This is a genomic window from Microbacterium sp. NPDC076895 (assembly GCF_040687115.1).
GTDB lineage: Bacteria > Actinomycetota > Actinomycetes > Actinomycetales > Microbacteriaceae > Microbacterium.
This window is the reverse complement of record NZ_JBFBMQ010000003.1, coordinates 83821-105878: the sequence shown is the minus strand read 5'-3', so window position 1 is coordinate 105878 and position 22058 is coordinate 83821. Positions and strand designations below refer to the sequence as shown.

The 22058-nt window shown below is 67.2% G+C and carries 22 protein-coding genes and 1 tRNA gene; 10 read left to right on the top strand and 13 right to left on the bottom strand.

Going from position 1 to position 22058, the window contains the following annotated elements; translation table 11 throughout:
- The first annotated feature begins 34 nt into the window (after positions 1 to 34).
- From AB0O89_RS03760 to AB0O89_RS03740, 5 genes are all read left to right on the top strand, one after another.
- Positions 35 to 646, top strand: a complete 612-nt coding sequence (locus AB0O89_RS03760; RefSeq protein WP_363494317.1) for a MerR family transcriptional regulator — start codon at positions 35 to 37, stop codon at positions 644 to 646.
- 61 nt (positions 647 to 707) lie between these two features.
- A tRNA-Met gene (locus AB0O89_RS03755) sits at positions 708 to 780 on the top strand.
- A 33-nt stretch (positions 781 to 813) separates the two neighbouring features.
- Complete coding sequence (locus AB0O89_RS03750) at positions 814 to 1599, top strand: nucleotidyltransferase domain-containing protein (protein ID WP_363494315.1); 786 nt, start codon at positions 814 to 816, stop codon at positions 1597 to 1599.
- A gap of 84 nt (positions 1600 to 1683) precedes the next feature.
- Entirely contained in the window at positions 1684 to 2244 is a 561-nt protein-coding gene (locus AB0O89_RS03745; RefSeq protein ID WP_363494313.1) for an RNA polymerase sigma factor, read from the top strand.
- Complete coding sequence (locus AB0O89_RS03740) at positions 2237 to 3016, top strand: hypothetical protein (protein WP_363494311.1); 780 nt, start codon at positions 2237 to 2239, stop codon at positions 3014 to 3016. The genes AB0O89_RS03745 and AB0O89_RS03740 overlap by 8 nt, the downstream gene beginning before the upstream one ends.
- Positions 3017 to 3037: 21 nt before the next feature.
- Here AB0O89_RS03740 and AB0O89_RS03735 read toward each other — a convergent pair whose 3' ends face one another.
- Positions 3038 to 3793, bottom strand: a complete 756-nt coding sequence (locus tag AB0O89_RS03735) for a hypothetical protein (protein WP_363494309.1) — start codon at positions 3791 to 3793, stop codon at positions 3038 to 3040.
- 235 nt (positions 3794 to 4028) lie between these two features.
- Between AB0O89_RS03735 and AB0O89_RS03730 the strand changes: the two genes are divergently transcribed.
- Positions 4029 to 5735 (top strand): HNH endonuclease, encoded by a 1707-nt coding sequence (locus AB0O89_RS03730; protein ID WP_363494307.1) that lies wholly within the window; start codon positions 4029 to 4031, stop codon positions 5733 to 5735.
- A 24-nt stretch (positions 5736 to 5759) separates the two neighbouring features.
- On the opposite strand, the gene AB0O89_RS03725 is transcribed toward AB0O89_RS03730, so the two are convergent.
- From AB0O89_RS03725 to AB0O89_RS03715, 3 genes are read right to left on the bottom strand one after another with little or no spacing between them, the layout of a single operon-like run.
- Positions 5760 to 8759, bottom strand: coding sequence for a hypothetical protein (locus AB0O89_RS03725; protein ID WP_363494305.1), 3000 nt, complete (start codon positions 8757 to 8759; stop codon positions 5760 to 5762).
- A 25-nt stretch (positions 8760 to 8784) separates the two neighbouring features.
- Positions 8785 to 9843, bottom strand: a complete 1059-nt coding sequence (locus tag AB0O89_RS03720) for an ABC transporter permease (RefSeq protein ID WP_363494303.1) — start codon at positions 9841 to 9843, stop codon at positions 8785 to 8787.
- On the bottom strand, positions 9840 to 10796 hold the full coding sequence (locus AB0O89_RS03715) for an ABC transporter ATP-binding protein (protein ID WP_363494301.1): 957 nt from the start codon (positions 10794 to 10796) through the stop codon (positions 9840 to 9842). Before AB0O89_RS03715 ends, AB0O89_RS03720 begins: the two co-directional genes overlap by 4 nt.
- A gap of 84 nt (positions 10797 to 10880) precedes the next feature.
- On the opposite strand from AB0O89_RS03715, the gene AB0O89_RS03710 reads away from it, so the two are divergent.
- From AB0O89_RS03710 to AB0O89_RS03700, 3 genes are all read left to right on the top strand, one after another.
- Positions 10881 to 11072, top strand: coding sequence for a hypothetical protein (locus AB0O89_RS03710; RefSeq protein WP_363494299.1), 192 nt, complete (start codon positions 10881 to 10883; stop codon positions 11070 to 11072).
- A gap of 82 nt (positions 11073 to 11154) precedes the next feature.
- Positions 11155 to 11436, top strand: a complete 282-nt coding sequence (locus AB0O89_RS03705; RefSeq protein ID WP_363494297.1) for a helix-turn-helix transcriptional regulator — start codon at positions 11155 to 11157, stop codon at positions 11434 to 11436.
- Positions 11437 to 11556: 120 nt separating this feature from the next.
- A complete protein-coding gene (locus AB0O89_RS03700; protein WP_363494295.1) occupies positions 11557 to 11853 on the top strand; it encodes a hypothetical protein in 297 nt (98 codons plus the stop codon).
- Between the two features lie 9 nt (positions 11854 to 11862).
- On the opposite strand, the gene AB0O89_RS03695 is transcribed toward AB0O89_RS03700, so the two are convergent.
- From AB0O89_RS03695 to AB0O89_RS03685, 3 genes are all read right to left on the bottom strand, one after another.
- The gene (locus AB0O89_RS03695; protein ID WP_363494293.1) at positions 11863 to 12273 is read right to left on the bottom strand and encodes an ATP-binding protein; all 411 of its coding nucleotides are present in this window, start codon (positions 12271 to 12273) and stop codon (positions 11863 to 11865) included.
- The gene (locus AB0O89_RS03690) at positions 12270 to 13466 is read right to left on the bottom strand and encodes a histidine kinase dimerization/phospho-acceptor domain-containing protein (RefSeq protein ID WP_363494291.1); all 1197 of its coding nucleotides are present in this window, start codon (positions 13464 to 13466) and stop codon (positions 12270 to 12272) included. The genes AB0O89_RS03695 and AB0O89_RS03690 overlap by 4 nt, the downstream gene beginning before the upstream one ends.
- 81 nt (positions 13467 to 13547) lie before the next feature.
- Positions 13548 to 14546: a glycerophosphodiester phosphodiesterase family protein gene (locus tag AB0O89_RS03685; protein WP_363494289.1), complete on the bottom strand. Its 999-nt coding sequence runs from the start codon at positions 14544 to 14546 to the stop codon at positions 13548 to 13550.
- A gap of 120 nt (positions 14547 to 14666) precedes the next feature.
- Here AB0O89_RS03685 and AB0O89_RS03680 point away from each other — a divergent pair, with 120 nt between their 5' ends.
- Positions 14667 to 15584: a Bax inhibitor-1/YccA family protein gene (locus AB0O89_RS03680; protein WP_363494287.1), complete on the top strand. Its 918-nt coding sequence runs from the start codon at positions 14667 to 14669 to the stop codon at positions 15582 to 15584.
- 228 nt (positions 15585 to 15812) lie between these two features.
- Here the strand turns inward: AB0O89_RS03680 and AB0O89_RS03675 are convergent, their stop codons facing one another.
- The 6 genes from AB0O89_RS03675 to AB0O89_RS03650 all read right to left on the bottom strand — a co-directional run bounded on the left by AB0O89_RS03675 (position 15813) and on the right by AB0O89_RS03650 (position 22014).
- The gene (locus AB0O89_RS03675) at positions 15813 to 17201 is read right to left on the bottom strand and encodes a glycosyltransferase family 4 protein (RefSeq protein WP_363494285.1); all 1389 of its coding nucleotides are present in this window, start codon (positions 17199 to 17201) and stop codon (positions 15813 to 15815) included.
- An 8-nt stretch (positions 17202 to 17209) separates the two neighbouring features.
- Complete coding sequence (guaA, locus tag AB0O89_RS03670) at positions 17210 to 18793, bottom strand: glutamine-hydrolyzing GMP synthase (protein ID WP_363494283.1); 1584 nt, start codon at positions 18791 to 18793, stop codon at positions 17210 to 17212.
- A 43-nt stretch (positions 18794 to 18836) separates the two neighbouring features.
- Entirely contained in the window at positions 18837 to 19373 is a 537-nt protein-coding gene (locus AB0O89_RS03665; RefSeq protein WP_363494281.1) for a DUF3817 domain-containing protein, read from the bottom strand.
- Between the two features lie 9 nt (positions 19374 to 19382).
- Positions 19383 to 20225: an SURF1 family cytochrome oxidase biogenesis protein gene (locus AB0O89_RS03660; RefSeq protein WP_363494279.1), complete on the bottom strand. Its 843-nt coding sequence runs from the start codon at positions 20223 to 20225 to the stop codon at positions 19383 to 19385.
- Positions 20222 to 21340, bottom strand: a complete 1119-nt coding sequence (locus AB0O89_RS03655) for a GuaB3 family IMP dehydrogenase-related protein (protein ID WP_363494554.1) — start codon at positions 21338 to 21340, stop codon at positions 20222 to 20224. Before AB0O89_RS03655 ends, AB0O89_RS03660 begins: the two co-directional genes overlap by 4 nt.
- 65 nt (positions 21341 to 21405) lie before the next feature.
- The gene (locus AB0O89_RS03650; protein ID WP_363494277.1) at positions 21406 to 22014 is read right to left on the bottom strand and encodes a TetR/AcrR family transcriptional regulator; all 609 of its coding nucleotides are present in this window, start codon (positions 22012 to 22014) and stop codon (positions 21406 to 21408) included.
- Positions 22015 to 22058: the final 44 nt, after the last annotated feature.

Genomic DNA, 22058 nt, shown 5'->3' with positions numbered 1-22058 from the left:
ATAAGATAGTGTCACTATCTAAGCAAGGAGCACCGTGCGCATCTCTGAACTGTCCGAGCGAAGCGGCATCCCCGTCGCCTCGATCAAGTTCTACATCCGCGAGGGGATGCTGCCGCGCGGCGCTACGACGTCGGCGACCCGCGCCGAGTACGGCGACGAACACCTCGCCCGCCTGCGCGTCATCCAGGCCCTCAGCGACGTGCGGGCGCTTCCCCTTGCCCGGGTGAAGGAGATTCTGTCTCTGATCGACGAGCCCGACGAGACACCGTACGAGACGCTGGGAAGAGCCGTCAGCGCTCTTCCGCCCTACGCCGAGGAGACGAGCACTGACCGCGCGCGAGCGACGATCGAGCAGCTCGGGCTCACCTACGACGAGCCGTTCGCCGCGATCGAGCAGCTCGAGGCGGCGATCCGCGGCATCGAAGCCGCGGGTCTCGCATGGGATGCTGAAACCGCCGCCCGCTACGCCGGACCGATCCTGCAGATCGCGGCGGCCGAACTGATCCCGCTGGCAGAGCTCAGCGAGAGCGAGCAAGTCTCGTACGCCGTCCTCGGTACGGCAATGTACGAACCCGCCATCCTCGCGCTGCGGCGGCTCGCCCACCAGCATCTGCTCGCCACCCGCGAGACGGATGACGACATGTGACGTCACGGTCAGAAACACGGCAGCCGAGCGTCAGGCGGCGCGGCTAGCGTGGAGGCCACATCGCGGCGGACCGGATGGTTCCGGGCACCGGCTCATACCCGGTCGCGCAGCGGGTTCGACTCCCGCCGTCGCGTCAAGGCAGGCTCACCGACGCGTATCGTCGAGCCGTGCGCGCAATCCCGCCGAGCCTCGATCCGACCGTCGTCTCCGAGGTCGACGATCGCCTGGCAGCTGTCGCGTCCGATCACGGTGTGCGCATCCCGTGGGCGATCGAGAGCGGCAGCCGCGCGTGGGGCTTCCCGTCGCCCGATAGCGACTACGACTGTCGCTTCATTTTCGTGCGATCGCGGGACCGCTACCTCTCGCTGTGGCCCGAGCGGGATGTCATCGAGACGCCTCTGGACGCGGTCTTCGACGTGAACGGCTGGGATCTGGCGAAGACCGTGCGGCTGATCACGAAGGGAAATGCCACCGCCATCGAATGGCTGCGGTCCCCGATCATCTACTCCGGCGAGCCCGACTTCCGCGATCGGCTGCTGGCGCTGGCTCTGGCTACCGCCGAGCGCTCCAGCATCGGACGCCACTATCGCCACGTCGCGCTTCAGCAGCGCTCTGGCACGCCATCGCTGAAGCGCTTCTTCTATGTCCTTCGCCCCGCAGCGGCGCTGCGTTGGCTCGCCGTTCACCCCGGCGAGGCGGTGCCGCCGATGGATCTGCCCACGCTGCTTGTTGAGGGCGACGTCAGTGCCGGCATCCGGGATGCGGCGAGAGATCTCATCGCACTGAAGGCGCAGACGCGAGAGCTGGGCTCGGGCGAGCCACCGCAGATCCTGCAGCGGTTCGTCGCGGAGCAGCTCGATGAAGCTGAGCAGTTCGAGACGATGACACCGACCCGCGACGTTGCACACTCACGGGCTCTCGCCGACGAATTCTTCCTGGCAGAAGTCGGCTGAGTCGCGGCATCCGTCGTAGACCCGAAACGGGTAGGACGCCGGATGCAACGATGGGCGGGCCTGCGGACATTCCATGATGTGACTGTGGAGCCGAACGACCAGACGCTGTGGAGGCGGGTGGTCGCGGGTGACGGCGAGTCATTCGGCGCGATCTTCGATCGGCATCGATCTCGCGTTCGTCGCCACACCCACGGGCTCGTTTCCAGTCCTGAGGATGCCGAGGATGTTGTTGCCATCGTCTTTCTCGAGGCGTGGCGACGGCGCTCGCACGTGCGTTTTGTCGACGGCTCCATGCTGCCCTGGTTGCTGAGGACGGCAACGAACATCGCGCACAACGACAGGCGTTCGGCTCGGCGCTACGCCCGCGCGCTTGCCCGACTGCCTGTCGAGGAGCACGCTCCCGACCACGCTGACTCCGTCGACGATGGCGCAGCGATCGCCGCCACGAGGTCACTGCCGCTGCCGCACCAGGAAGTGATCGTCTTGTGCGTGATCGAGGGTCTCAGCCCAGCCGAGGCGGCCCACGTCCTCGGCGTTGCTGACGGCACCGTCCGCTCACGTCTCTCCCGCGCCAAGGCACAACTCCGGGAGGCACTTCCCAGCATCTATCTCGAAAGCACTCGATTCGGAGAAGACCATGTCTGAACCTCTCGGCCCTCGCGACGCAGCCCTGCGCGAACTTCTCGTGTCGACCGCCGACCATGCTGCACCCCGACTCTCTCCGAGGCGCAGCATCGTGGTCGCCGCTGTCGTGTCCGCTCTGTTGGGTGCCGTGATCGGCGGCGGGGCATCCGTCGCAGCGATTGCCGCTACCTCGTCGCAATCGGTACGCACCGTGCCTGACGCTGACGCCTTCCGGGACATCGTGCACGACGACGCCACCGTGTTCGGAAGCCCGATCTTGATCAATGCTGCAGGCACCACCCGGATCGAACTCGGCGAAAGGCCGGAAGGGGCGACACAGCTCGCCCTCGCCCTGCAGTGCGAGAACCCCGTGCGGTTCGACATCCGCGTCGACGGCGTCAGCCAAGGCTTCTACGACTGCGTGAGTGGCACCGGGGGCTCGACGTACCCGACAGTCGGCGCGGGTTCACACACCGTGACGATCGAGACAAGCAACTCGAACCCCTACACGCTGTTCTCCGCCTGGTTCACCCCGACGGTCTCGCCGGTATCGACAGAACAGAGCCAAGCACTTGCCGACGGTGTCGTGACCGAAGATGAGTACCGAGAAGGATTCGCGAGGTTCGAAGCATGTCTCGCTGAAGCCGGGTTCGCACTCTACGCGGTAGATGACACGGCGCCGATCATCGATTACTCGGTGCCCGGTGAGGCGGTGTGGTCGGGTGACGACGAACGCTGCTACTCATCGGAGTTTGTCGGACTGGATATCGAGTGGCAGATCTCACACGAGTAGGCGGCCGCTCGACCTCCCGCTCTAGCCGCCGAACTCGCCCTGCAGGATGAGCGGCGTCTGGTTCGCGGCGCAGGCACCGGTGATAGCCGAAATGGGTGCCTGCATGTCGGGGCTGAGGATCTCCCCGACCTGATCGGCGCGGGCGGACACGAGCGGTACGAGCTGTTCGAAGCTCTCGCGAAGCTCCGACTGAGCCGATCCCGCGAGGGCTCCGAGTTCGATCGACGCCTGATCGACGCGCGCGGCCCACTGGCCGGCATCCAGCTCACCGTAGAACGTGTACCCCTGGTCTGCGTTCATGAACGCGCTATAGATCACTCCGAATCGCTCGCAGTCCGCTGCGAGGGCGGCATCCGTCTCGAAGTCTTCGTCGGAGAAGGTGGGAATGGCGGTCCAGTCGACGCCCTCGGCGACGGTGACACTCAGCGTCTCGGTGGTTCGCTCGGTGATCGGCCAGGTCAGCGTCACGGGGCTTGCTGCGCACTCCCCCGAGAGTGGCGCTTGCCCGAGCATCATCGAATCCGAGAGCTCTACGGTGTAGAGGCCGCTGCCGCAGGCGAACTCGACCGACACCGAGCGAGCGCCGACCTCGAGCGGGAAGTCGACCCCAGGGAAGCCCGTCGGGCCGGTGCCGGACACTCCGGCCGGTGATGGCGATGGCGAAGCGGTCGGAGTGGGTGCACTCAAGGCGTTGCCCGCGCATCCGGTGAGCACGATGGATGCCGCGGCGAGCGCGCCGATCAGCATCCCACAACGCGTCAGTCGTCCGTCGTTCATGAGCCCCCGCTTCGATCGAACGTCAGTATGCCCATCGTCGCACGATGAAGACCTGTTTCGGCCCTGTCATTCAGGATGCGCGGACCGACGGATGCCGGCCGGGAGCCTCTCGCGCGGCACCCGATGCGGCCGTCTCTTCCTCCCCAGGATGCCGAAACAAAGACCTGTCCACAGGCACTTTTCGCGCGAGCGAGGCGGGCCCGCCAATGTCGGAGGTTGGTGATGTAGTGAAGACATGAACATCCTCACGGCAATGCGCGAGCGGCTCGATCAGCTCGCTGTGTTCGCCGAGCTGGATGTCGAGCCCACGGGTCTGCCTGCTGGCGCAGCGGCGCTGTCCGACGCGTCAGTGCTGGAGGTGCTCCGTCACGTCACGGCGATCGCCAATGATGCCGAGCGCCTGCAGTCGGTGATCGCCGGCGTCGCCGCCACCAGGTCCCGGCGCGACCAGGGGCACTCGGGTCTGGCAGCGGGCCAGGGCCACGCATCACCAGCTGCGCTGATCCAGTCGATCACGGGCGGGAGCCGCGCTGACGCCCTGCGCCAACTCCGCGTCGGGGCTGCGCTGCTCGACGAGGGCGAGGCCGCAGGCGCGGGCACGGATGCAGAGAACACCGACCCCGTTGGTGACGGCGACGACGCACCATCGCCCGACGTGGATCCCTTAAGGGCTGTTCCGTCCGCCCGGGAGCCGTGGCACGCGCCTCTCCGGGCGGCTCTCCTCAACGGCCGCCTGACGCCGTCCCAGCACGATGCGATCCGGGGCGGACTGGGGGAGCCCGAAGCCGAAGGCGTCGATCCGACGTCGGCCGCACTCGCCTGGGCAGTTGCGGCGGAAACACTCATCGACGAGGCAGACGACGGCGCATCTGTCGAGGAGTTGAGAAGCCGAGCACGGCAGGTGCGAGACATCCTTGACCCGACAGGAGCGGCATGCCGGTTCCAGAACCGGTACGAGAAGCGCTCCATTCGGATGTGGATCGACCAGCACGGCCAGCACCATGGCCACATCGCGTTCGACGACGAGATGGCGCTGTTCGTGCGGTCGATGTTCGCGGCAGCACTTCGACCCCGGCGCGGCGGACCCCGCTTCGTCACGGATGCCGAGCGCGCCGCCGCCGCAGACCTCGTCGCCGACCCGCGCACCAACGAACAGCTCGAGTACGACCTTCTCGTCGACGTCCTGCGCGCCGGTGCGGTAGCCGAGGCCGCCGACGTTTTCGGCGCCCGTCAGCCCGGCGTCCGCATGGTCATCGTCAAAGATCAGTCCGGCCCGCGCGACCCGCTCGGCCGCATGATCGCGACAGGTCATGCTGAAGACGGCGGAGATGCGCTCCCCGGACCCATCATCGACCGCACCCTGTGCCAGCACGGCTCGATCGACGTCACCGTCGACAACCGGGGCAACCCGCTCGACCTCGGACGCGAGCAACGCCTCTTCAGTGCGAAGCAGAAGCTGGCGCTCGCGATCCGCGACGGCGGCTGTGCCGGAATCGGATGCCCGGTGCCCGCCGCATACTGCGAATCGCACCACATCGATCACGTTGCAGACGGCGGCAGGACCGACATCGACCGCGGCATCCTGCTGTGTCGGTTCCACCACATGCAGCTTCACAACAACGGATGGCGCATCGTTCGCGACGGACTCGGCCCGTTCATCCTCATCCCACCGCCCGGCCACCGATCGCCGGACGGAGCCGAGACACCACCTCGGCAGCTCCGAACGAAAGCGCCGTGGGCCTGGGCGTGGGATCCGCCCCCGCCGCCTCAGCGACCGCCCTGGCGAACTCCGCCTTCGTCACCTGGCGCACCGCCGGCCAGGTCAGCGCCGCCCGAGCAGACTGGCAGCGCATCGCCCACGCTTGCCACGTCGACTAAACCGTCGCAGTCAAGATTGAAGATGCCTACACCGCCGGAGTCGCGCTACAGCGCTGTTCCGTGAGCAAATCTGACCGGACGCCGGCCGTCAGCGTGTGACGTCGTCGCGCCGCCAAGTCAGTGCCAGGAACACACCGATCAGCGCGACCACAGCACCGAAGCCAGCCGCGAACCAGGGCGTATCGGGCGGAATGTCGAGATAGGTCGTGATGCCGAGGATCCGCGCGAGACCCCACGGCAAAAGCCCCATCTCGTCGTTCCACAGCGTCAGCGCCGACTCGAGACCGACGAACCCGATCACCGCTGCGGGGATAGCCAGTCCGGCCCCGACACCGGCGAGCACCATTCCGGTAGCCCGACGTGCACCGAACTGGCTCGACAGCGCCCACCCCGCCGCGACGAACAACCACACGAACAGCGCGAACGCGATGGTGATGTAGATCGAACGGCGAAGCGGATCAGTCCAGAAGGCGAACCAGTACCCACCCGGCCCCGTGAACGAGAGCGCAAAGAGAGTGAGGATGCTGCGCAATACCAGCACGCCACCGACCGCGGCGATGACCGGCCACGGCGAGCGCTCCCGCACGAACAGCCGCACGACGACCAGGAATACCAGCCACGCTCCGAGCACGACAGCCAGATGCGTCCACGACAGGAACGAGGTCTGCACAGCACGAGTCGCCACGAGCAGACCGCCCGGCACGATGATCAGCAACCAGCGATCGAGAGGCAGCATCCCGAGCGTTGATTCTCGCGCCCGCCACGGCCTTGTCGCCGCAAGCCACGCAGCCCGCGCCGCCGCTGCGCCGGGCCTACCCACAAGTCGCGTCCGCGCTGCCAGCATCCCGATGACGACCCACGCCACGGCGAGCACAAGCAGGATGCGGGCAAACCACGCCATCACAAGGTCACGGTCCGCGCGCTCGACGCCCAGCTGCGCGGCGGTGAGGTTGTACGCCGGGTAGTCGACGTCGCCGGCATAGGTCGCGGTGTGGTCGGCGGCGAGCGCAACGAACGCATCGCGGTCACTCTGCCAGGCTGCGTAAGCCTCCGCTGAGAGGGTGTCGTGCCACTGCGCCTGATGCAGGATCATCGCCCGGTACGACGAGAGAAGATGCAGCACGTCGGCCTCGTACGAGAGGGTGCCGACAAACGCATCCCGCATCGCGGGGTCGCGCCAGGTGGCGGCATCCGTCCCCGAAACCAGCGCCTGCATCTCATCGACCGCGGCGGCCGCCCGCTCACCACCCGCGATCGCCTCGTCGATCTGATCTCGCGAGACCTCGTAAATGACATCGAGAACAGCAGAGTCGCCGGTGAGGATGTCCCACTCGAAGATCCACATCATCGGCGGCGGTTCGAGCCCGATCGCGAAGACTCGCTGCTCGGCAAAGGGCTCGATATACAGGCCCTGGGTGATCGCCTCACGAGAGAGCGCCGTCGCTTCGGTGATCGCCGACACGGTAGCGGGGTCGTCGCTGAACCACTCGCGCGCCCATCCGGCGGTGATAGCGGCGACGTCGGCATCCGGATCCCGCGCCAACACCCCCGCGAGCTGCGTATTCAGCTCATACAGCTGCCAGAAGCCGGTCTTCAGGTACAGGGTCATCGGGCCGGCCCGCCACGGTCCGCCATCCTGCGTCCAGACCCAGACGCCCTCGATGTGCGGGTTCTCGGCGAGCAGGGTCTGCAGCGCGTACTGGTACTCCGGACCGAGGTCGTTCGGGAACGCCCCGAAGTTCTCAAACTCGCGCCTGCTCTGGAACTCGATGATCCGGCGTTGATCGCCATGCGCGAGGGTGTCGTTGAGGGGCAGCCAGCTGTAGAAGTCGCCGAGCGTGTACTTCGTCGACACGATGAGCGCCGGCGAGTCGATCCCGGCCAGCACCTCGTCGTATGACTCCACGTTCGTGTGCATGTCTCCGACGGCGCCGACCCCGACGCTCCACGACCGGAAGATCACCTCACGATCGGATGCCTCGGCCTGCTCCGTGAACGCCGAGAGCATCGCCCGCACCTGGGGCGCCTCGGTCACGGCCAGCTTCGAAGACACGTCCCAGCCGTCGACGTCGTAAACCTCGCCGGCTTCGCCGATGCGGATCAGGATGCCGTCCAACGCCGGAGCCGCGGCGTAGAGCTCTTCGAGTCCCGTCGTGTAGACGTCCCAGAGTTCCGGGTTGGCAGTGTCGAGCGACCCGAACCGTCCCACGAGGTACTGCTCGAGCGGAGTCGTCAGCGCAAGCATGTCGGTGCGCAGGAACACGTCCATGCCCAGTTCGTCGGCCCGATCCCAGAAGGGCATGAACGCCTCTCGCAGGGCAAGCGCCCGCGCAGTGTGATCGTCGCCTCCCTCGTAGACACCGTCGACGCCGTCGAAGGTTACGTATTCGACGAATCCCGGGAATGCCACCGCGGTATAGCCCTCGGCCAGCACGTGACGCAGGAACGCATCGAACTCGTCATACGCCTCGGCGAGCGCGTCCTCGTCGATGTAGGGAGCCTCGGGCAGAATCACGTCTTCGAAGGCTCGGGATGCGTGGGAATAGTCGGTCCCGTCGGCCCAGGCGTCGGCATCCGGAACGACACCGACCGCGCCGAGGTCGACCATCCGGAACGGCAGACGGGAGCTCACCTCCACTCCCAGGTTCGCGGCTGCCGGCTCTCCGGCACGGATGCGGGCCGCGATGTCATAGATGCCTCGAACGGCGCCCGCCTCCCCCGCTGCCACGATCGTGAGCGCTGCCGCGTCACCCTCGAGGCGATAGGACTCGTCATCCGGGTCATCGCCTGCGATCACGGCTAGCGTCGCGTCGGCCCCCTGGCGCGGCGCGTCGGTCACGGCATCCATCAGCTCGTCGAGCGCAGCCTCGTAGCGGGGCCCGCTGGGCGCGTCGACGCTCGTGAACTGCGGCGGCGCGGCAACCTCCACCTCGGGGGCAACGGCCGGCGGCTGCGGCTGCATCTGGGCAGCGGGTTCGGTACGGATGCCGAGAGCGTCGGTCACGACCACGGCAACGCCCGCGCCGAGGGCAAGCAGAACGACGATCGTGACACCAGCGAGGATGCTGCGCCGCACCGCCGAACTCATTCCCTCACGCTACTGGGATTTCGGGTCAGGCGATGCGCGTGCCGGGCGGCAGCGTGCGCGAGGGCGTCCTGGTGCGCGACCCGCCCCACCACAGCAGCGCCCCTGCCAGCACGACCTGCACGGCGAGCCCCACGAACCAGCTCGGCGTCGTCTGGTTGTAGATATCCTCGGGCGTGAGCTGCTGCTGAGGCTGAGGCATCCGGGCGCAGTCGTCCCACGAAACGCTCTCTGACTCCGGCGGGATCTGGGCGCTGCGCACGAGGTACGAAAAGTTCCCGAACAGGTCTTCCGGGTACCCGCTCGAGTCGAAGCGCGCCGGTGTCGCGTCAGCGAGGATGACGAACGGGTTCGCCGACAGAATCCACCAGACCGTGTCGAACCTCGGCACCTCGTATGTCGTGGTCTCCCAGGGGCCGCACTCGGGCGGGTTGGAGGTCATGCCTGTCTCGTCGTCGTAAATGTAGGCGCGGTACGACTGCGTGACCTCGGTGCGGATCGCCGCGCCACCGAGCGTGAACGCTATCGGGGTACCGATGACGAGAGCCGCCACCACCAGGTAGGTGACGGCGACGGAGAACAGCGGACGAGCAACGATGCCGCTGAGACCCACACCGATCGCCGCAATGATCGCGATTTCCACGATCAGCACCACGAGAGAGACCAGCACGACGAGCGGGTCGACTCCGCCGCTCACGGCGGCGACGAGCATGAACGGCACGGCGATCACGGCGAACGAGAGTCCCGTAAGCCACGCGGCCAGGAACTTCGCGAACACGATCTCGGCCGTGGTTGCAAGCGTCACCTGCACGGGCGCGAGGTTTGCGGCATCCCGGTCACCGTTGATCGCGTTACCCGACAGGGTCGGCGAGACCAGCACTGCCAGCAGCAGCACCACGAAGACGACCACGGAGTAGACCCCGGCACCGGCGCCAGCGCCTCCCGCGTACGAGAACGAGAGCAGCGACAGGGCCGTCACCACGACGAGGATCGCGGCGAACACGCCGAGCATCACATACCAGGCGACGCTGCGCACCCGCTGGGTCAGATCGAGACGAACGAGCGTCCACAGGCGCGAACCGCTCATGCGCTCTCACCTCCGCGCAGGTCGAGGAACGTCTGTTCGAGGTCTCCGACGGCGGGAGCGAACTCCGTCACCGGGATGCCGCGCTCCACGAGTCGGCGCAGCGCCCCCGCGGCATCCTCGTCGGTCGCGAGCGGGATCAGCACATCGGAGCGGTCGACACGGACGGCGTCGGCGGGCCACTCGAGCGCCGCTGCGACGGATGCCGCAGCATCCGCTGGCTGCCCGAGTAGACGGATGCGCCAGTCGCGCGTGCGCCGCGCCGCGATCGCAGCGCCCGAGTCGACCGAACTCCCCTCCAGAAGGAACACCGCATCGTCGATGACCTCCTCGAGTTCAGCGAGCACGTGGCTTGACACGAGCACGGTGCGACCCTCGGCCGCGAATCGACGCAGCAGGTGTCGAAGCTCGACGCGGGCGGCAGGGTCAAGCCCTGACGCGGGTTCGTCGAGCAGGAGCACACGCGGGTCGTGCACCAGCGCGCGTGCAAGACCCAGACGCTGCTTCTGCCCACGCGAGAGCACGCGGGCAGGCGCTTTGGCCAGCGCAGTCAGGTCGACGAGCTCAAGCAACTCGTCGGCGCGCGCCTGCGCGGCATCCTTCGGAAGATCGTGCAGTCGACCGGTGACGATGAGCGTCTCTCGAGCGGAGAGGGCCCCCCAGGTACCGAGCGCGTCCGGCATCCAGCCGAGCAGTGCACGGGCCGCGTGCGGCTGCTCGATCGGGTCGACGTCGCCGATGCGAATCGTTCCGGCATCCGGGGTCAGGAGCGACGCGAGCATGAGGAAAAGCGTCGTCTTGCCCGATCCGTTGGGACCGACAAGCCCCGTCACCGCACCAGCCCGGGCGTGCAGGGAAACGTCGCGAACTGCCTCGACCTTGCCGAACGAGCGACGCAGACCGGTCGCGACAATGCCCGTTGCGGCGGCACCGGCTGGGTCGATGGCGGCATCCATGTGCCCACCCTACGCGAGGCGAGTGATCAGTCCCGCGGAAGGGTTCCGCATCTCACGCCACCCAACGTTGTGTAGCATGTATACATGCTCTTCGATGAGCCAGGGTCGTGGTCACCGCGGGGGCGAGACGGGACGCGACGAGACTGGGGACTGATCGCGCTCGTGTGTGGCGTGGCGCTCGCAGTGGGAGCATCCCTGGCCGCTGCGAACACGGTGCGCACACAACCACCCGATCGCGGCGCCGATCCGCGAGTCAGTGTCATCGAAACACCCTGATGCGCACGTCGATCGGTCGGGGGCGTCGATTGAGCAGGTATACATGTGCATGTGTACGCCAGGAAACGGCCACGCTGGTGTCATGGCGCCACGTGAGTCCCCGGATGTCTGGACGGCGTACGTCAGCGAACTGGGAGTCGCACTCGCACGTGCGCGAGCTGCCCGAGGGTTGTCACAAGAGCGCGTCGCACATGCCGCAGGGCTGTCAACCTTCACGTATCGCAAGCTCGAGAAGGGCGAATCCAACCCCGGGACACCCGCGAACCCGCGGCTTCGCACCCTGGTGTCACTGGCCGAAGTACTCGAGGTCCCACTCGCCACGCTTCTGCCGCCCGATACCCGAGGCGTCGCGCCGGGGCGCTGAACCCGCTCCCAGCCTTGGCGTTGCCGATGTCAGAGGTGCCCGGTGTACTGGACAGACAGTGCCCACTCCCCCGATCTCAGGCGACACCACGCGGAGATCGACGCAACAAGGAGCGGCCTGATGTGCGACTACGACTGGTGCACGACCCAGCATCCTGCCGGCATCCACCCGAGTGACGACGATCACCGCAGTTCCGGGGTGGCGACGCCGACTCCGGTCCGCCGTGTCGACGAGACCGGTGATGGAACGGATGTCGATCTGGAGGTCGGTCTCATCCGACGACGCACCGACGGACAGACCTGGCTCGTGCTTGATGCGGGGAACGGAATCGGCATTGAACTCGCGCTCGACGGGGCGCGGCGAGTGTTCCGGGCCCTCCTGCGCGAGGAAGCGCTCAAGAGCGCCCTCGATCTGTGACCCACCGCGTCATCCTGGCTCGGAGGCCACAACGGCGACGATATCCGGCGCTGCGCGCGGCAGCACGAGACGCGCAAGGGTCCCGCCGCCGACGGAGGGAAGCAGCTCGATACCGATGCCGGCCTGGTCGGCGAGTTTCTTCGCTATCGACAGACCTACCCCGGCTCCGGGTATCGCGTTGTCGCGCGCATAGTCGGAGCGGTAGAACCGTTCAAAAGCGCGACGCCGCTCAGTCTCGGTCATGCCGACACCGGTGTCACGGATCTCGACGATGGGACCACGACCGTCGAGAACATCGGTACTGACGACGACCTCGCCGCCGGCCGGTGTGAACCGGATCGCATTGACGAGGACCTCCGTCAGGATGGCGCGAAGAGCGCGCGTGTCCACGTTGGAGTATCCGACTGCTCGGTCACTCACCCGCAACGCGACACCGCACTCGTCGGCAAGGGCACGGTGGTTGGCGACAGTAGCTCCCGCGATGATCGCGACATCGGCGGCATCCCGCAACATCGCGATCGACTCGCGGCCTCGTCTATCGCTGTGAGTCGCTGGGCAACCGACTCCGGCACATCACTCATCAGGGCGAGGTCAGTCTCCCCGAGCAGGACGGTGAGTGGCGTACGCAGCTCATGCCCGACGGAGTCGAGAAAGCGATCACGCACCTCGATGGCCTCCACGAGCTCGGTCACGTCGTGGGCGATGATGGCGGCGCCGACGACCTCGCCATCGGTGGAGATCGGGAACATTCGGTAATGCACAGCTACCTGATTACCGGGGGTTCCGAGCCAAGCGACATGCTCGATTGTCAGCATCTGCTCAATGAGCGTCGGCACTGCCCTGTCGGGGAAGGTGACGGGACTGAGGTGATCGGCAGCGAACACGCGGTGATCACCGAGACCCGGGAGCCGGAAGTCGATCTTCGCGTGCCGGGCCAGACGCTTCGCCTTCGCGTTGATGCGAAGGAGTTCCCCCGCACGGTCGAAGACCACGACGGCGTCTTCCGTGCCCTTCTCGATCGCGGTCATCGTGGCAACATCCGCCGCTCGCGCCCGGGATTCCTCTTCGAGTCGCGCCATCGTCAGGTCTGTCGCTCGCTGGTTCTCGCGCAGAGTCCGCCCGACGATGTGAGCCGACGCCGCGAACACCGACATCATGACGGGGGCCAACACGAACGGCACCCAGTCCACCGGCGCTTGCGGCCAGTCATCCGTCACCACCGCGTGGGACGCGGGGACGGATGCCGACAGAATCACACCGATCACGATCGAGATCGGGTCAAAGGCGAGGGCCAGCCAGCTCAAGGGGAGGATGACGAGCGCGCTGGCCAGCTGCAGGTCGTGCGAGAGCGGGGCCGCGATGACGGCCGTGGCGACGATATCGAGCAGGGGAATAACCGCGAGCCAGCGTGTCCCGATGACGGTACCGCGGCGATCGACCCAGAAGACAGCGATCGTTCCGGCGATCAGGACGGTGAAAGAGATCGACACGGGGGCCAGCAGCGGGAACCCGTCAACGACGATTCCCCCGATGAGGGTTACCGCCGAGATCAGGAGGATGGCGAGCTGCGCCCACGGCTGCACCCGCAGCGTGTCCGCCTGGGTACTGGCCAAGGACATCACCCCCTGTGGCACGCCACCATGCCACCACTACCGTGGGCCTAGGCTCCCGCGCGGTGCTCGGAGTGTCAACCCCTAGCTGAGAGTTTCGGCGCCGAACACCTCGACCCCGAGATCGGCGTGATCGACGAACACTCCGTCGAGACCGGCCCGCTGCAGCACCGCCCACTCGCTTCGCCAATCGCCGTACTCCGCGATGGTGCCCGCCTGAAACTCGGGAAGAAGAAACGCGTTCTCGGGCCGACATGTCCACGTGAAGACGGCGAGGCCCCGTTCCTGCGCCCGGGCGACCAGCGGTACCGGACCGGTCGCGCGACCTTCGGCATCCGGGGCGAGGATGATCGTCTTGTCGGGACTGATGCCGTCGACCTCGGCGGCGAGGACGTCCAGCCCGTCGGGCGTCATCCAGTCGGCGTAGCTTCGCGCAGCCGGGTCGTCGAACTGATCGGCGGGGGTCCCGGCAGCTTCGATCAAGAACACCAGCTCAGCGCTCGTGCCCCGGGCCCGCATCTGTCGCAGCACTGTCAGTTCGAACGACTCGATCACGACGCGACGCTCGCCCCACCCGGATGCCACGAGTTCGGCATCCAGCAGCGCCGCCATGTCCCAGCCGAGGGATGCGAAGTATGCGGCGTGTTTGATCTCAATAACGGGGAGTACCTCGCGACCACCCGCGCGATGGTCATCGAGCAACGCGAGCAGGTCTCGGAGTCGCAGCGGCGGTTCCTGGTCGTCGAAGGCCGCGCTTCCCGGACGGATGCCGGGAATCCGCTCCCGACATCGCAGGGTTGCGAGCTCCTCCCAGGTGAAGTCCTCGGCAAACCACCCAGAGTGGTCGAGCCCGTCGATCCGTTTGATCGTTCGGCGGTCCGCGAACTCGGGACGGTCGGCGACATCCGTCGTCGTCGACAGCTCGTTCTCGTGACGGATGACGAGAACCCCGTCCCGGGAGACGACGATGTCGGGCTCGACGGCATCCACCCCCATCTGGATCGCCAACTCATAGGAGCTGCGCGTGTGTTCGGGGCGGTAGCCGGGCGCACCACGGTGACCGATGATGAGGGGCCTGCTCACGCGCTCAGGCTAGTCGTTCATAGCGGCTTCACAGCGGCCACCCGTCATTCACGTGCACCCGTCCGATAGCCTTGATCAACAGCAGACGGCTGTTTTTCACGAACTTTGGAGTGTGAACTCGTGGCGGCTGGAAACAACCCCGCATTCAACAACCCCGCGTTCCAGGAGCAGGGCGCAGGCCGCGCTTTCCCGACGAGCGGCCAGACCGGGTCCGGGGCGCAGACGAAGTACGCGCCCCCGGCTGCAGCAACGGACGCTGCGGTCAACGCGCAGCTGGAGGGTGCTTACGCAGCACCGTCGGCTGGCGCAATCGAGACCGGACGGATGACTGTCGAAGACACCGTCATCAAGACGATCGGCCTGTTCGCGATCCTGCTGGTGACCGCGGTTGCCGGGTGGATCTGGACGATGGCACCGGTCACCGCGACCAATCCGAACCCGACGATGGCGCCGTGGATCATCGGCGCTCTCGGCGGGTTCGTACTCGCGATGGTCGTGATCTTCACGTCGCGCAAGAAGATCCGCCCCGCTCTCATCTGGGGCTACGCGGCTTTCGAGGGTCTGTTCATCGGTGCCATTTCGGCATTCTTCGAGTTCATCTGGCCCGGCATCGTCATCCAGGCAACGATCGGAACGCTCGCGGTTGTCGGCGTGACGCTCGCGCTGTTCGCGAGCGGCAAGATCCGCGCCTCGAAGCGGGCGACCAAGATCTTCATGGTCGCGATGATCGGCTACCTCGTCTATTCGTTGGTCAACGTGCTGCTGATGATCTTCAACGCCCCCATCGCTGGCGGTGCCTTCGGCATGTCGAGCACGATCGAGATCTTCGGCATCCCGCTGGGTGTCATCATCGGCCTGTTCGTTGTCATCATGGCCGCTTACTCGCTGGTGCTCGACTTCGACTCGATCCAGCAGGGTGTGCGCAACGGCGCCCCGCGCCAATACGCCTGGCTCGGCGCCTTCGGCATCATGGTCACGGTCGTGTGGCTGTACGTCGAAATCCTGCGCATCCTCGCGATCTTGCGCGGCAGCAACTGACGCTCTGATCTAGGGAAGGGCCGCCCACTCCTCGGAGTCGGGCGGCCCTTCTGCATCCGTCGCACGGCCCGCGCCCGGGATCCGTAGCACCCCTCGCCCCCACCCATGTCGCAACGGCGCATACTTTCCCCGACACGCCGTGCACACACACCAGACGCCCGGCGCGTCGGTCATCCCATGCGCCGTTGCGACGCAGAACTGGAGGATCCGGCGACGCGCGAGAGAGGGTCAGCGGCTGACGGGGTCGGCCAGGACTGCGCGAACCGCGGTGCCGAGGGCGCGCATGGATGCCGCAGCATCCATCGCCGCCGCCGCGGCTCGTCCCGAGGCCGAAAGCTCTGCGCGACGATTCCGATCCGAGAGGACGTCGATGAGCGCCGCGCCGAGGGCGTCGATGTCGCCATCGGCGACGAGCACCCCGCCCCCGTGCGCGAGCGTGTCGCGGGGCCCATAGGGCATGTCGTATGCGACGACGGGAACGCCGGCCGCCAGCGCCTCGAGGATGACGAGAGGCTGCCCCTCGTTCGTGCTGGCGAGCACGAGGACGTCGGCGGATGCCCAGGCCTGCGTCGCTGGATCGGCGACGTGACCGATCCACTCGACAGCATCCGCGATACCCAGCTCTGCCGCCAGAGCTCGTAGCTCCGCGCCCGACGCGCCGTCGCCGTAGACGCACACGTGAGCGGCGGGCACCGCGGCACGCACCGCGGGAAGCGCGCGCAGCACATGATCGACGCGCTTGCGAGGAATGAGCGAGTTCAGGATGACGATGCGGCCGGCAACGGGATCGCTCGGCGCGGATACGACCGGCGCAGGATGCGGAACGACGAACGATCGCAGCCGCTGCGCACCGAACCGACGCTCGACGTCGTCGCGCTGCGAGGGCGTGAGCCACAGCACCCCGTCGAACCGGTCGGCGATCTCGAACCACCGCTGCCACGCGGCATCCATCGGCGAGTCCCACCGGAACGGCGAAAGGACATGGCAGGCGTGCGTCGTATGCAGAACACGGATGCCGGCATCCAGCGCCGGCTCCCCTGCGGCCACCAGCGTCTCGCCGATCTGCCGCGCCTCGCACAGCACCACGACCGGCGTGCGTGCGACCTCGGCACCACCGTCCGTTCGTTCGGCTGCGACAGCGTTCAGCCAGGCGCGGTAGAGACCACCGAACCCCGGAAGCCACCCGATCACGGCGCCGCCGTCGTGGACACGAACCGGAGCGTCAGTCAGGTGCCACGCGGCATCACCGCTGACGATCGGGAGCTCGAGCACAGTCTCACCGTCGGCGTCAGTAATGGCTCGTGTCGGCCACGGGGATGACGGCACCGGCCCCGGAATCGCCGCGCGCCGCAGCCAGGATGGATCCGAGCGTGCGTCATCGAACAGATTCCGAAGGCTCTCCCCGCTGCCAAGGAGCCCTCGGCGCACCCACTCGGCTCGGTGGGCATCGTGATCGGCGGTCTCCCCCGGATCGACGGTCAGGAGCGTGACGTAAGCACCGGCGGCTGCCATGTCGGCAGCTCGTCGAAGCACCGAGATCGTGAAGCCGCCGTCGAGGTCCGGGATCAGCCGCGAAGCAAGCACGAGATAGCGCGCCGCCGGCAGTTCATCGCGCACCGAGGGAGCTACTCCCACTCGATAGTCCCCGGGGGCTTGGAGGTGACATCCAGCACGACGCGATTGACCTCACGCACCTCGTTCGTGATGCGGTTCGAGATGCGCGAGAGCACGTCGTACGGCAGTCGCGTCCAGTCGGCGGTCATGGCGTCTTCACTCGAGACGGGGCGCAGCACGATCGGATGCCCGTAGGTGCGCCCGTCACCCTGAACACCCACCGACCGCACGTCGGCCAGGAGCACGACGGGGCACTGCCAGATCTCTCCGTCCAGTCCCGCCTTGGTCAACTCTTCGCGGGCGATGGCGTCGGCATCACGCAGGATCTCGAGACGGTCAGCGGTGACCTCACCCACGATGCGGATGCCAAGACCGGGCCCCGGAAAGGGCTGGCGACCCACGATGACCTCGGGGAGCCCCAGCTCGCGCCCGATCGCGCGCACCTCATCCTTGAAGAGGGTGCGAAGCGGCTCGACCAGCTCGAACTGCAGGTCGTCGGGAAGCCCGCCGACATTGTGGTGGCTCTTGATGTTCGCGGTTCCCGCGCCGCCGCCGGATTCGACGACATCGGGGTACAGGGTCCCCTGCACGAGGAAGCGGATGGGTTCGCCGTCGGCCTTGGCCTCGTCGACGAGTTCGCGCTGGACCCGCTCGAAGGCGCGGATGAACTCGCGTCCGATGATCTTGCGCTTCTGCTCGGGATCGCTGACCCCGGCGAGGGCCTCGAGGAACGTCTCCCGGGCGTCGACGGTCACCAGTCGCACGCCGGTCGAGGCGACGTAGTCCTGCTCGACCTGTTCACGCTCGCCCTTGCGCAGCAGCCCGTGGTCGACGAAGACCGCGACGAGCTGGTCGCCGACGGCCTTGTGCACGAGGGCTGTCGACACGGCAGAGTCCACACCGCCCGACAGTGCCGAAAGCACGCGTCCCGAGCCGACCTGCGCGCGGATCCGATCGACCTGCTCAGCGATGACGTTGCCGCTGTTCCAGTCGGCGGGAAGACCCGCGGCCTTGTGCAGGAAGTTCTCGATGATCCGCTGGCCGTGATCGGAGTGCTTGACCTCGGGATGCCACTGCACGCCGTACATGCGACGCGCGTCGTTTCCGAACGCGGCGACCGGGGTGGCTCCGGTGCGAGCGAGCACCTCGAACCCCGCGGGAGGCTCCGAGACCTGATCGCCGTGACTCATCCACACGTTCTGGTCGGCGGGCTGACCGTCGAACAGCACGCTCTCGTCGCGGATGATGCTGGCATCCGTCGCGCCGTACTCGCGCAGGCCCGTGTTGGCCACGACGCCGCCGAGAGCCTGAGCCATTACCTGGAATCCGTAGCAGATGCCCAGGGTCGGCACGCCCAGATCGAACACGCCCGGGTCAAGCGTCGGCGCGCCGGGTTCGTACACGGACGAGGGCCCGCCCGACAGGATGATGCCGATCGGGTTCTTCGCGGCGATCTCGGCGGCCGTCGCGGTGTGCGGCACGAGCTCGCTGTAGACGCCCGCCTCTCGCACGCGACGGGCAATGAGCTGGGCGTACTGCGCGCCGAAGTCGACGACGAGGACGGGTCGCTGCGAGGTCTCGGTCTGTTCTGTCACCGGATGCTTTCGGTCGGCGCCCCTGGAACCCAGGAGCGTTGGGTCAGGAGACTGTGGGGTTCTGGCGGGTCAGGCTGGATTGCTCAGCGAGATCGTGACTCTCGGACTCGCGCGCAGCGAGGTAGGCCTTGACCTCACGGGCGACGCGAGCCTCCATGAAGAAGGAGAGGAAGGGGACGATCCCGCCGAGCGCAAGCGCGATGAAGCGACCGAACCGCCACCGCATGAGGCTCCAGATGCGGAAGCAGGCGAAGAGATACACGACGTAGAACCAGCCGTGGCCGACGAGGATCGACAGCGACACGTTGACACCATCGCCCGCCGACTCGAGATCGCAGCCGAGCCCGCCCGGAACGAAGAGCGAATACCACTCGCATCCGGGGCCGACCAGCACCGGCGCAAACCAGAGGAAGCCTCCGGAGCCGCCGGCGAACAGCTCGACGTGCAGCGGCGAGTACTTGAGGATCATCTCGGCCAGCAGCAGAAGCAGCATGACACCGGTGATGATCGAAGCGACCTGGTAGAAGGTCAGGGCTCCGCGAATAGCCGGGAAAGACGACGGTTTCGGCTCGCGGGGCATGGGCCCATTCTAGCCGCCGGTCGCGCCGGCGCTTCCCGAGCCGGATGCCGCAGCGGCGGCATCCTCGAACTCTTCGACTTCCTTCTCCCACGCGTCCTTGGCGAGGCGGTACCAGAAGTAGAAGGCGAAGCCCGCGAAGACCACCCACTCGGCGGCGTAGAAGATGTTCAGCCAGTTCACCGTGGAGCCTGCATCCGGAGCGGGCGAGGCGATGTCCACGAGTCCCGCCGGCGCAGACTGCGAGGCGATGTAACTGCGATAGACGTCAAGGCCCACGGTGTCATGCCACTGAGCGAGCAGGGCCGCGGGCGACATCCGGGTCATCGTGAAGGGAAGCTCCCCCCGCGGCGGCGGCACCGGACCCTCGTCCGAGATCAACCGACCGACGACCGTCACGGACTCCCCCGCGACCGCAGTCTGCTCGAGCGCCTCGGCGGCGGATTCGGCGACGGTGAGCGTCGGCGCCCAGCCGACGGCGACGGCCACGGATGTCGGCGTCGCGGTGTCGGCGATACGCAGCTGACCGGTGACCCAGAAGCCTTCGACGCCGTCGTTGAAGCGCGACGAAACGACAAGGAAATCCTCGGGAACCCACGTGCCCGTCACCTCGACGCGCTGGCCCACGAGCGGCTCGGGAAGGTACTCGCCGGGCCCGGCGATCTCGGCGAGCGGCCTGACCTCTTCGGTGGTCCCGGGCGGGAGTGGGTCGGTGTCGATAGCGCGCGAGAGCTGCCACTGCCCGAGCCACGCGAACACCCCCGCTACGACGAGCGCGAGCAGCAGGACGCCGATCCAGCGGGGTCGGAGCATGACCTCCCGCAGGGTCGGGGGAAAGACTGTCTGGTCTGTCATCCGCCCGTATACGGCGCGACGACCACGTCGACGCGCTGGAACTCCTTGAGGTCGGAGTAGCCGGTCGTTGCCATCGACTTCTTCAGCGCCCCGATGAGGTTCGCGGTTCCGTCAGCCACCGGAGCCGGCCCGTAGAGCACGGACTCGAGGTTCGTCACCTGGTCGACCTTCACCCGACGTCCGCGCGGAAGCTTGGAGTGATGAGCCTCCGGGCCCCAGTGGTATCCGCGGCCCGGCGCGTCGGTCGCCCGCGAGAGCGCAACGCCGAGCATGACGGCATCCGCGCCCATGGCGAGCGCCTTGACGATGTCACCGGAGGTGCCCACACCGCCGTCGGCGATGACGTGGACGTAGCGCCCGCCCGACTCGTCGAGGTAGTCGCGGCGCGCGCCGGCGACGTCGGCGACTGCCGTGGCCATGGGTGCATGGATGCCGAGCACGCCGCGCGTCGTCGAGGCCGCACCGCCGCCGAAGCCGACGAGCACACCTGCCGCGCCCGTACGCATGAGGTGCAGGGCTGCAGTGTAGGTCGCGGCGCCACCGACGATGACGGGGACGTCGAGGTCGTAGATGAACTTCTTGAGGTTGAGGGGCTCGTCGACGCTCGAGACGTGCTCGGCCGAGACCGTTGTGCCACGGATGACGAACAGGTCAACGCCGGCGGCGACAACGGTTTCGTATAGCTGCTGCGTGCGCTGCGGGGTCAGGGCTCCTGCCACCGTGACGCCGGCGTCCCGGATCTGTTGGAGGCGCTCCCGGATGAGTTCGGGTTTAATCGGCTCGGAGTACAGCTCCTGCATCCGGCACGTCGCCGTCGCCTCATCCAGGGAGGCGATCTCGGCCAGCAGCGGCTCGGGGTCGTCGTACCGGGTCCACAATCCCTCGAGGTCGAGCACGCCGAGCCCACCGAGCTGACCGAGCATGATCGCCGTCTGGGGGCTCACAACCGAGTCCATCGGCGCGCCGAGCACGGGGATGTCGAACTGGAACGCGTCGATCGACCAGGCAGTCGAGACATCCTCGGGGTTGCGGGTGCGGCGCGAGGGTACGACGGCGATGTCGTCGAACGAGTACGCGCGGCGAGCCCGCTTGGCGCGGCCGATCTCGATCTCCATGGTCACGCGCCCCAGCCTACCGGTGGCACGGACTCATGCATCCGGGACCCGTGCCTCACGCGAGCTCACCAGGGCTCGTCGCCACGCGGCGCGACATCTCGGACGGCGCGCATCGTGGTCGGGAAGCACGTCTCGAACAGCTCATGGATGCCGTCATCGGCGTCCACTTCGTCGATGAGGCGCAGCCCGATCATGGTATTGATCAGCATCCCCTCCGCAAGGAAAGATTGGGCGGTGTCGGCATCGAATCCGGCCTCGTCGCGGAGGAAGCGCCAGACCTTCACGAAGCCCTGGCGGGCGGCGGGTCCGATCACCGGATGACCGCCGAGAAGGAACGCGTGCGAGAGGGTCTGGTGGAGTCCCCGTACCTGGAGAAGCCGAAGATAGACAGCCCCCATACGCTCCTGCGCCGGAGCGTCGGCGGGGGCGTCGAGTTCGGCGCGGAATCCGTCGAGCAGTTGATCGAGGGCGTCGTGCAACACAGCCAGGAACAGGGACTCCTTGGTCCCGAAGAGCCTCACGACATAGGGCTGACTGACTCCGGCAGCGCGCGCCACCTCGTCCGTCGTGGCCCCCTCGTATCCGCGAGCGCCGAAGACCGCGTGAGCTGCCAGCAGGATCTCGGCGCGGCGCTCGTCGGAGCTCATGCGCCGTTGCGTGCCGTTCTGAGCCATGCTTGACATGTTATCAGTCGATTACTACAGTCCAAGTAATCATT

Excerpts from the sequence above, each read along its gene's own strand:
- AB0O89_RS03665 (WP_363494281.1), bottom strand. The coding sequence starts at position 19,373 with ATGCCCCGCGAGCCGAAACCGTCGTCTTTCCCGGCTATTCGCGGAGCC.
- AB0O89_RS03705 (WP_363494297.1), top strand. The coding sequence starts at position 11,155 with ATGGCGCCACGTGAGTCCCCGGATGTCTGGACGGCGTACGTCAGCGAA.
- AB0O89_RS03740 (WP_363494311.1), top strand. The coding sequence starts at position 2,237 with ATGTCTGAACCTCTCGGCCCTCGCGACGCAGCCCTGCGCGAACTTCTC.
- AB0O89_RS03710 (WP_363494299.1), top strand. The coding sequence starts at position 10,881 with ATGCTCTTCGATGAGCCAGGGTCGTGGTCACCGCGGGGGCGAGACGGG.
- AB0O89_RS03660 (WP_363494279.1), bottom strand. The coding sequence starts at position 20,225 with ATGACAGACCAGACAGTCTTTCCCCCGACCCTGCGGGAGGTCATGCTC.
- AB0O89_RS03715 (WP_363494301.1), bottom strand. The coding sequence starts at position 10,796 with ATGGATGCCGCCATCGACCCAGCCGGTGCCGCCGCAACGGGCATTGTC.
- AB0O89_RS03725 (WP_363494305.1), bottom strand. The coding sequence starts at position 8,759 with ATGAGTTCGGCGGTGCGGCGCAGCATCCTCGCTGGTGTCACGATCGTC.
- AB0O89_RS03650 (WP_363494277.1), bottom strand. The coding sequence starts at position 22,014 with ATGGCTCAGAACGGCACGCAACGGCGCATGAGCTCCGACGAGCGCCGC.
- AB0O89_RS03655 (WP_363494554.1), bottom strand. The coding sequence starts at position 21,340 with ATGGAGATCGAGATCGGCCGCGCCAAGCGGGCTCGCCGCGCGTACTCG.
- AB0O89_RS03720 (WP_363494303.1), bottom strand. The coding sequence starts at position 9,843 with ATGAGCGGTTCGCGCCTGTGGACGCTCGTTCGTCTCGATCTGACCCAG.
- AB0O89_RS03735 (WP_363494309.1), bottom strand. The coding sequence starts at position 3,793 with ATGAACGACGGACGACTGACGCGTTGTGGGATGCTGATCGGCGCGCTC.
- AB0O89_RS03730 (WP_363494307.1), top strand. The coding sequence starts at position 4,029 with ATGAACATCCTCACGGCAATGCGCGAGCGGCTCGATCAGCTCGCTGTG.
- AB0O89_RS03700 (WP_363494295.1), top strand. The coding sequence starts at position 11,557 with ATGTGCGACTACGACTGGTGCACGACCCAGCATCCTGCCGGCATCCAC.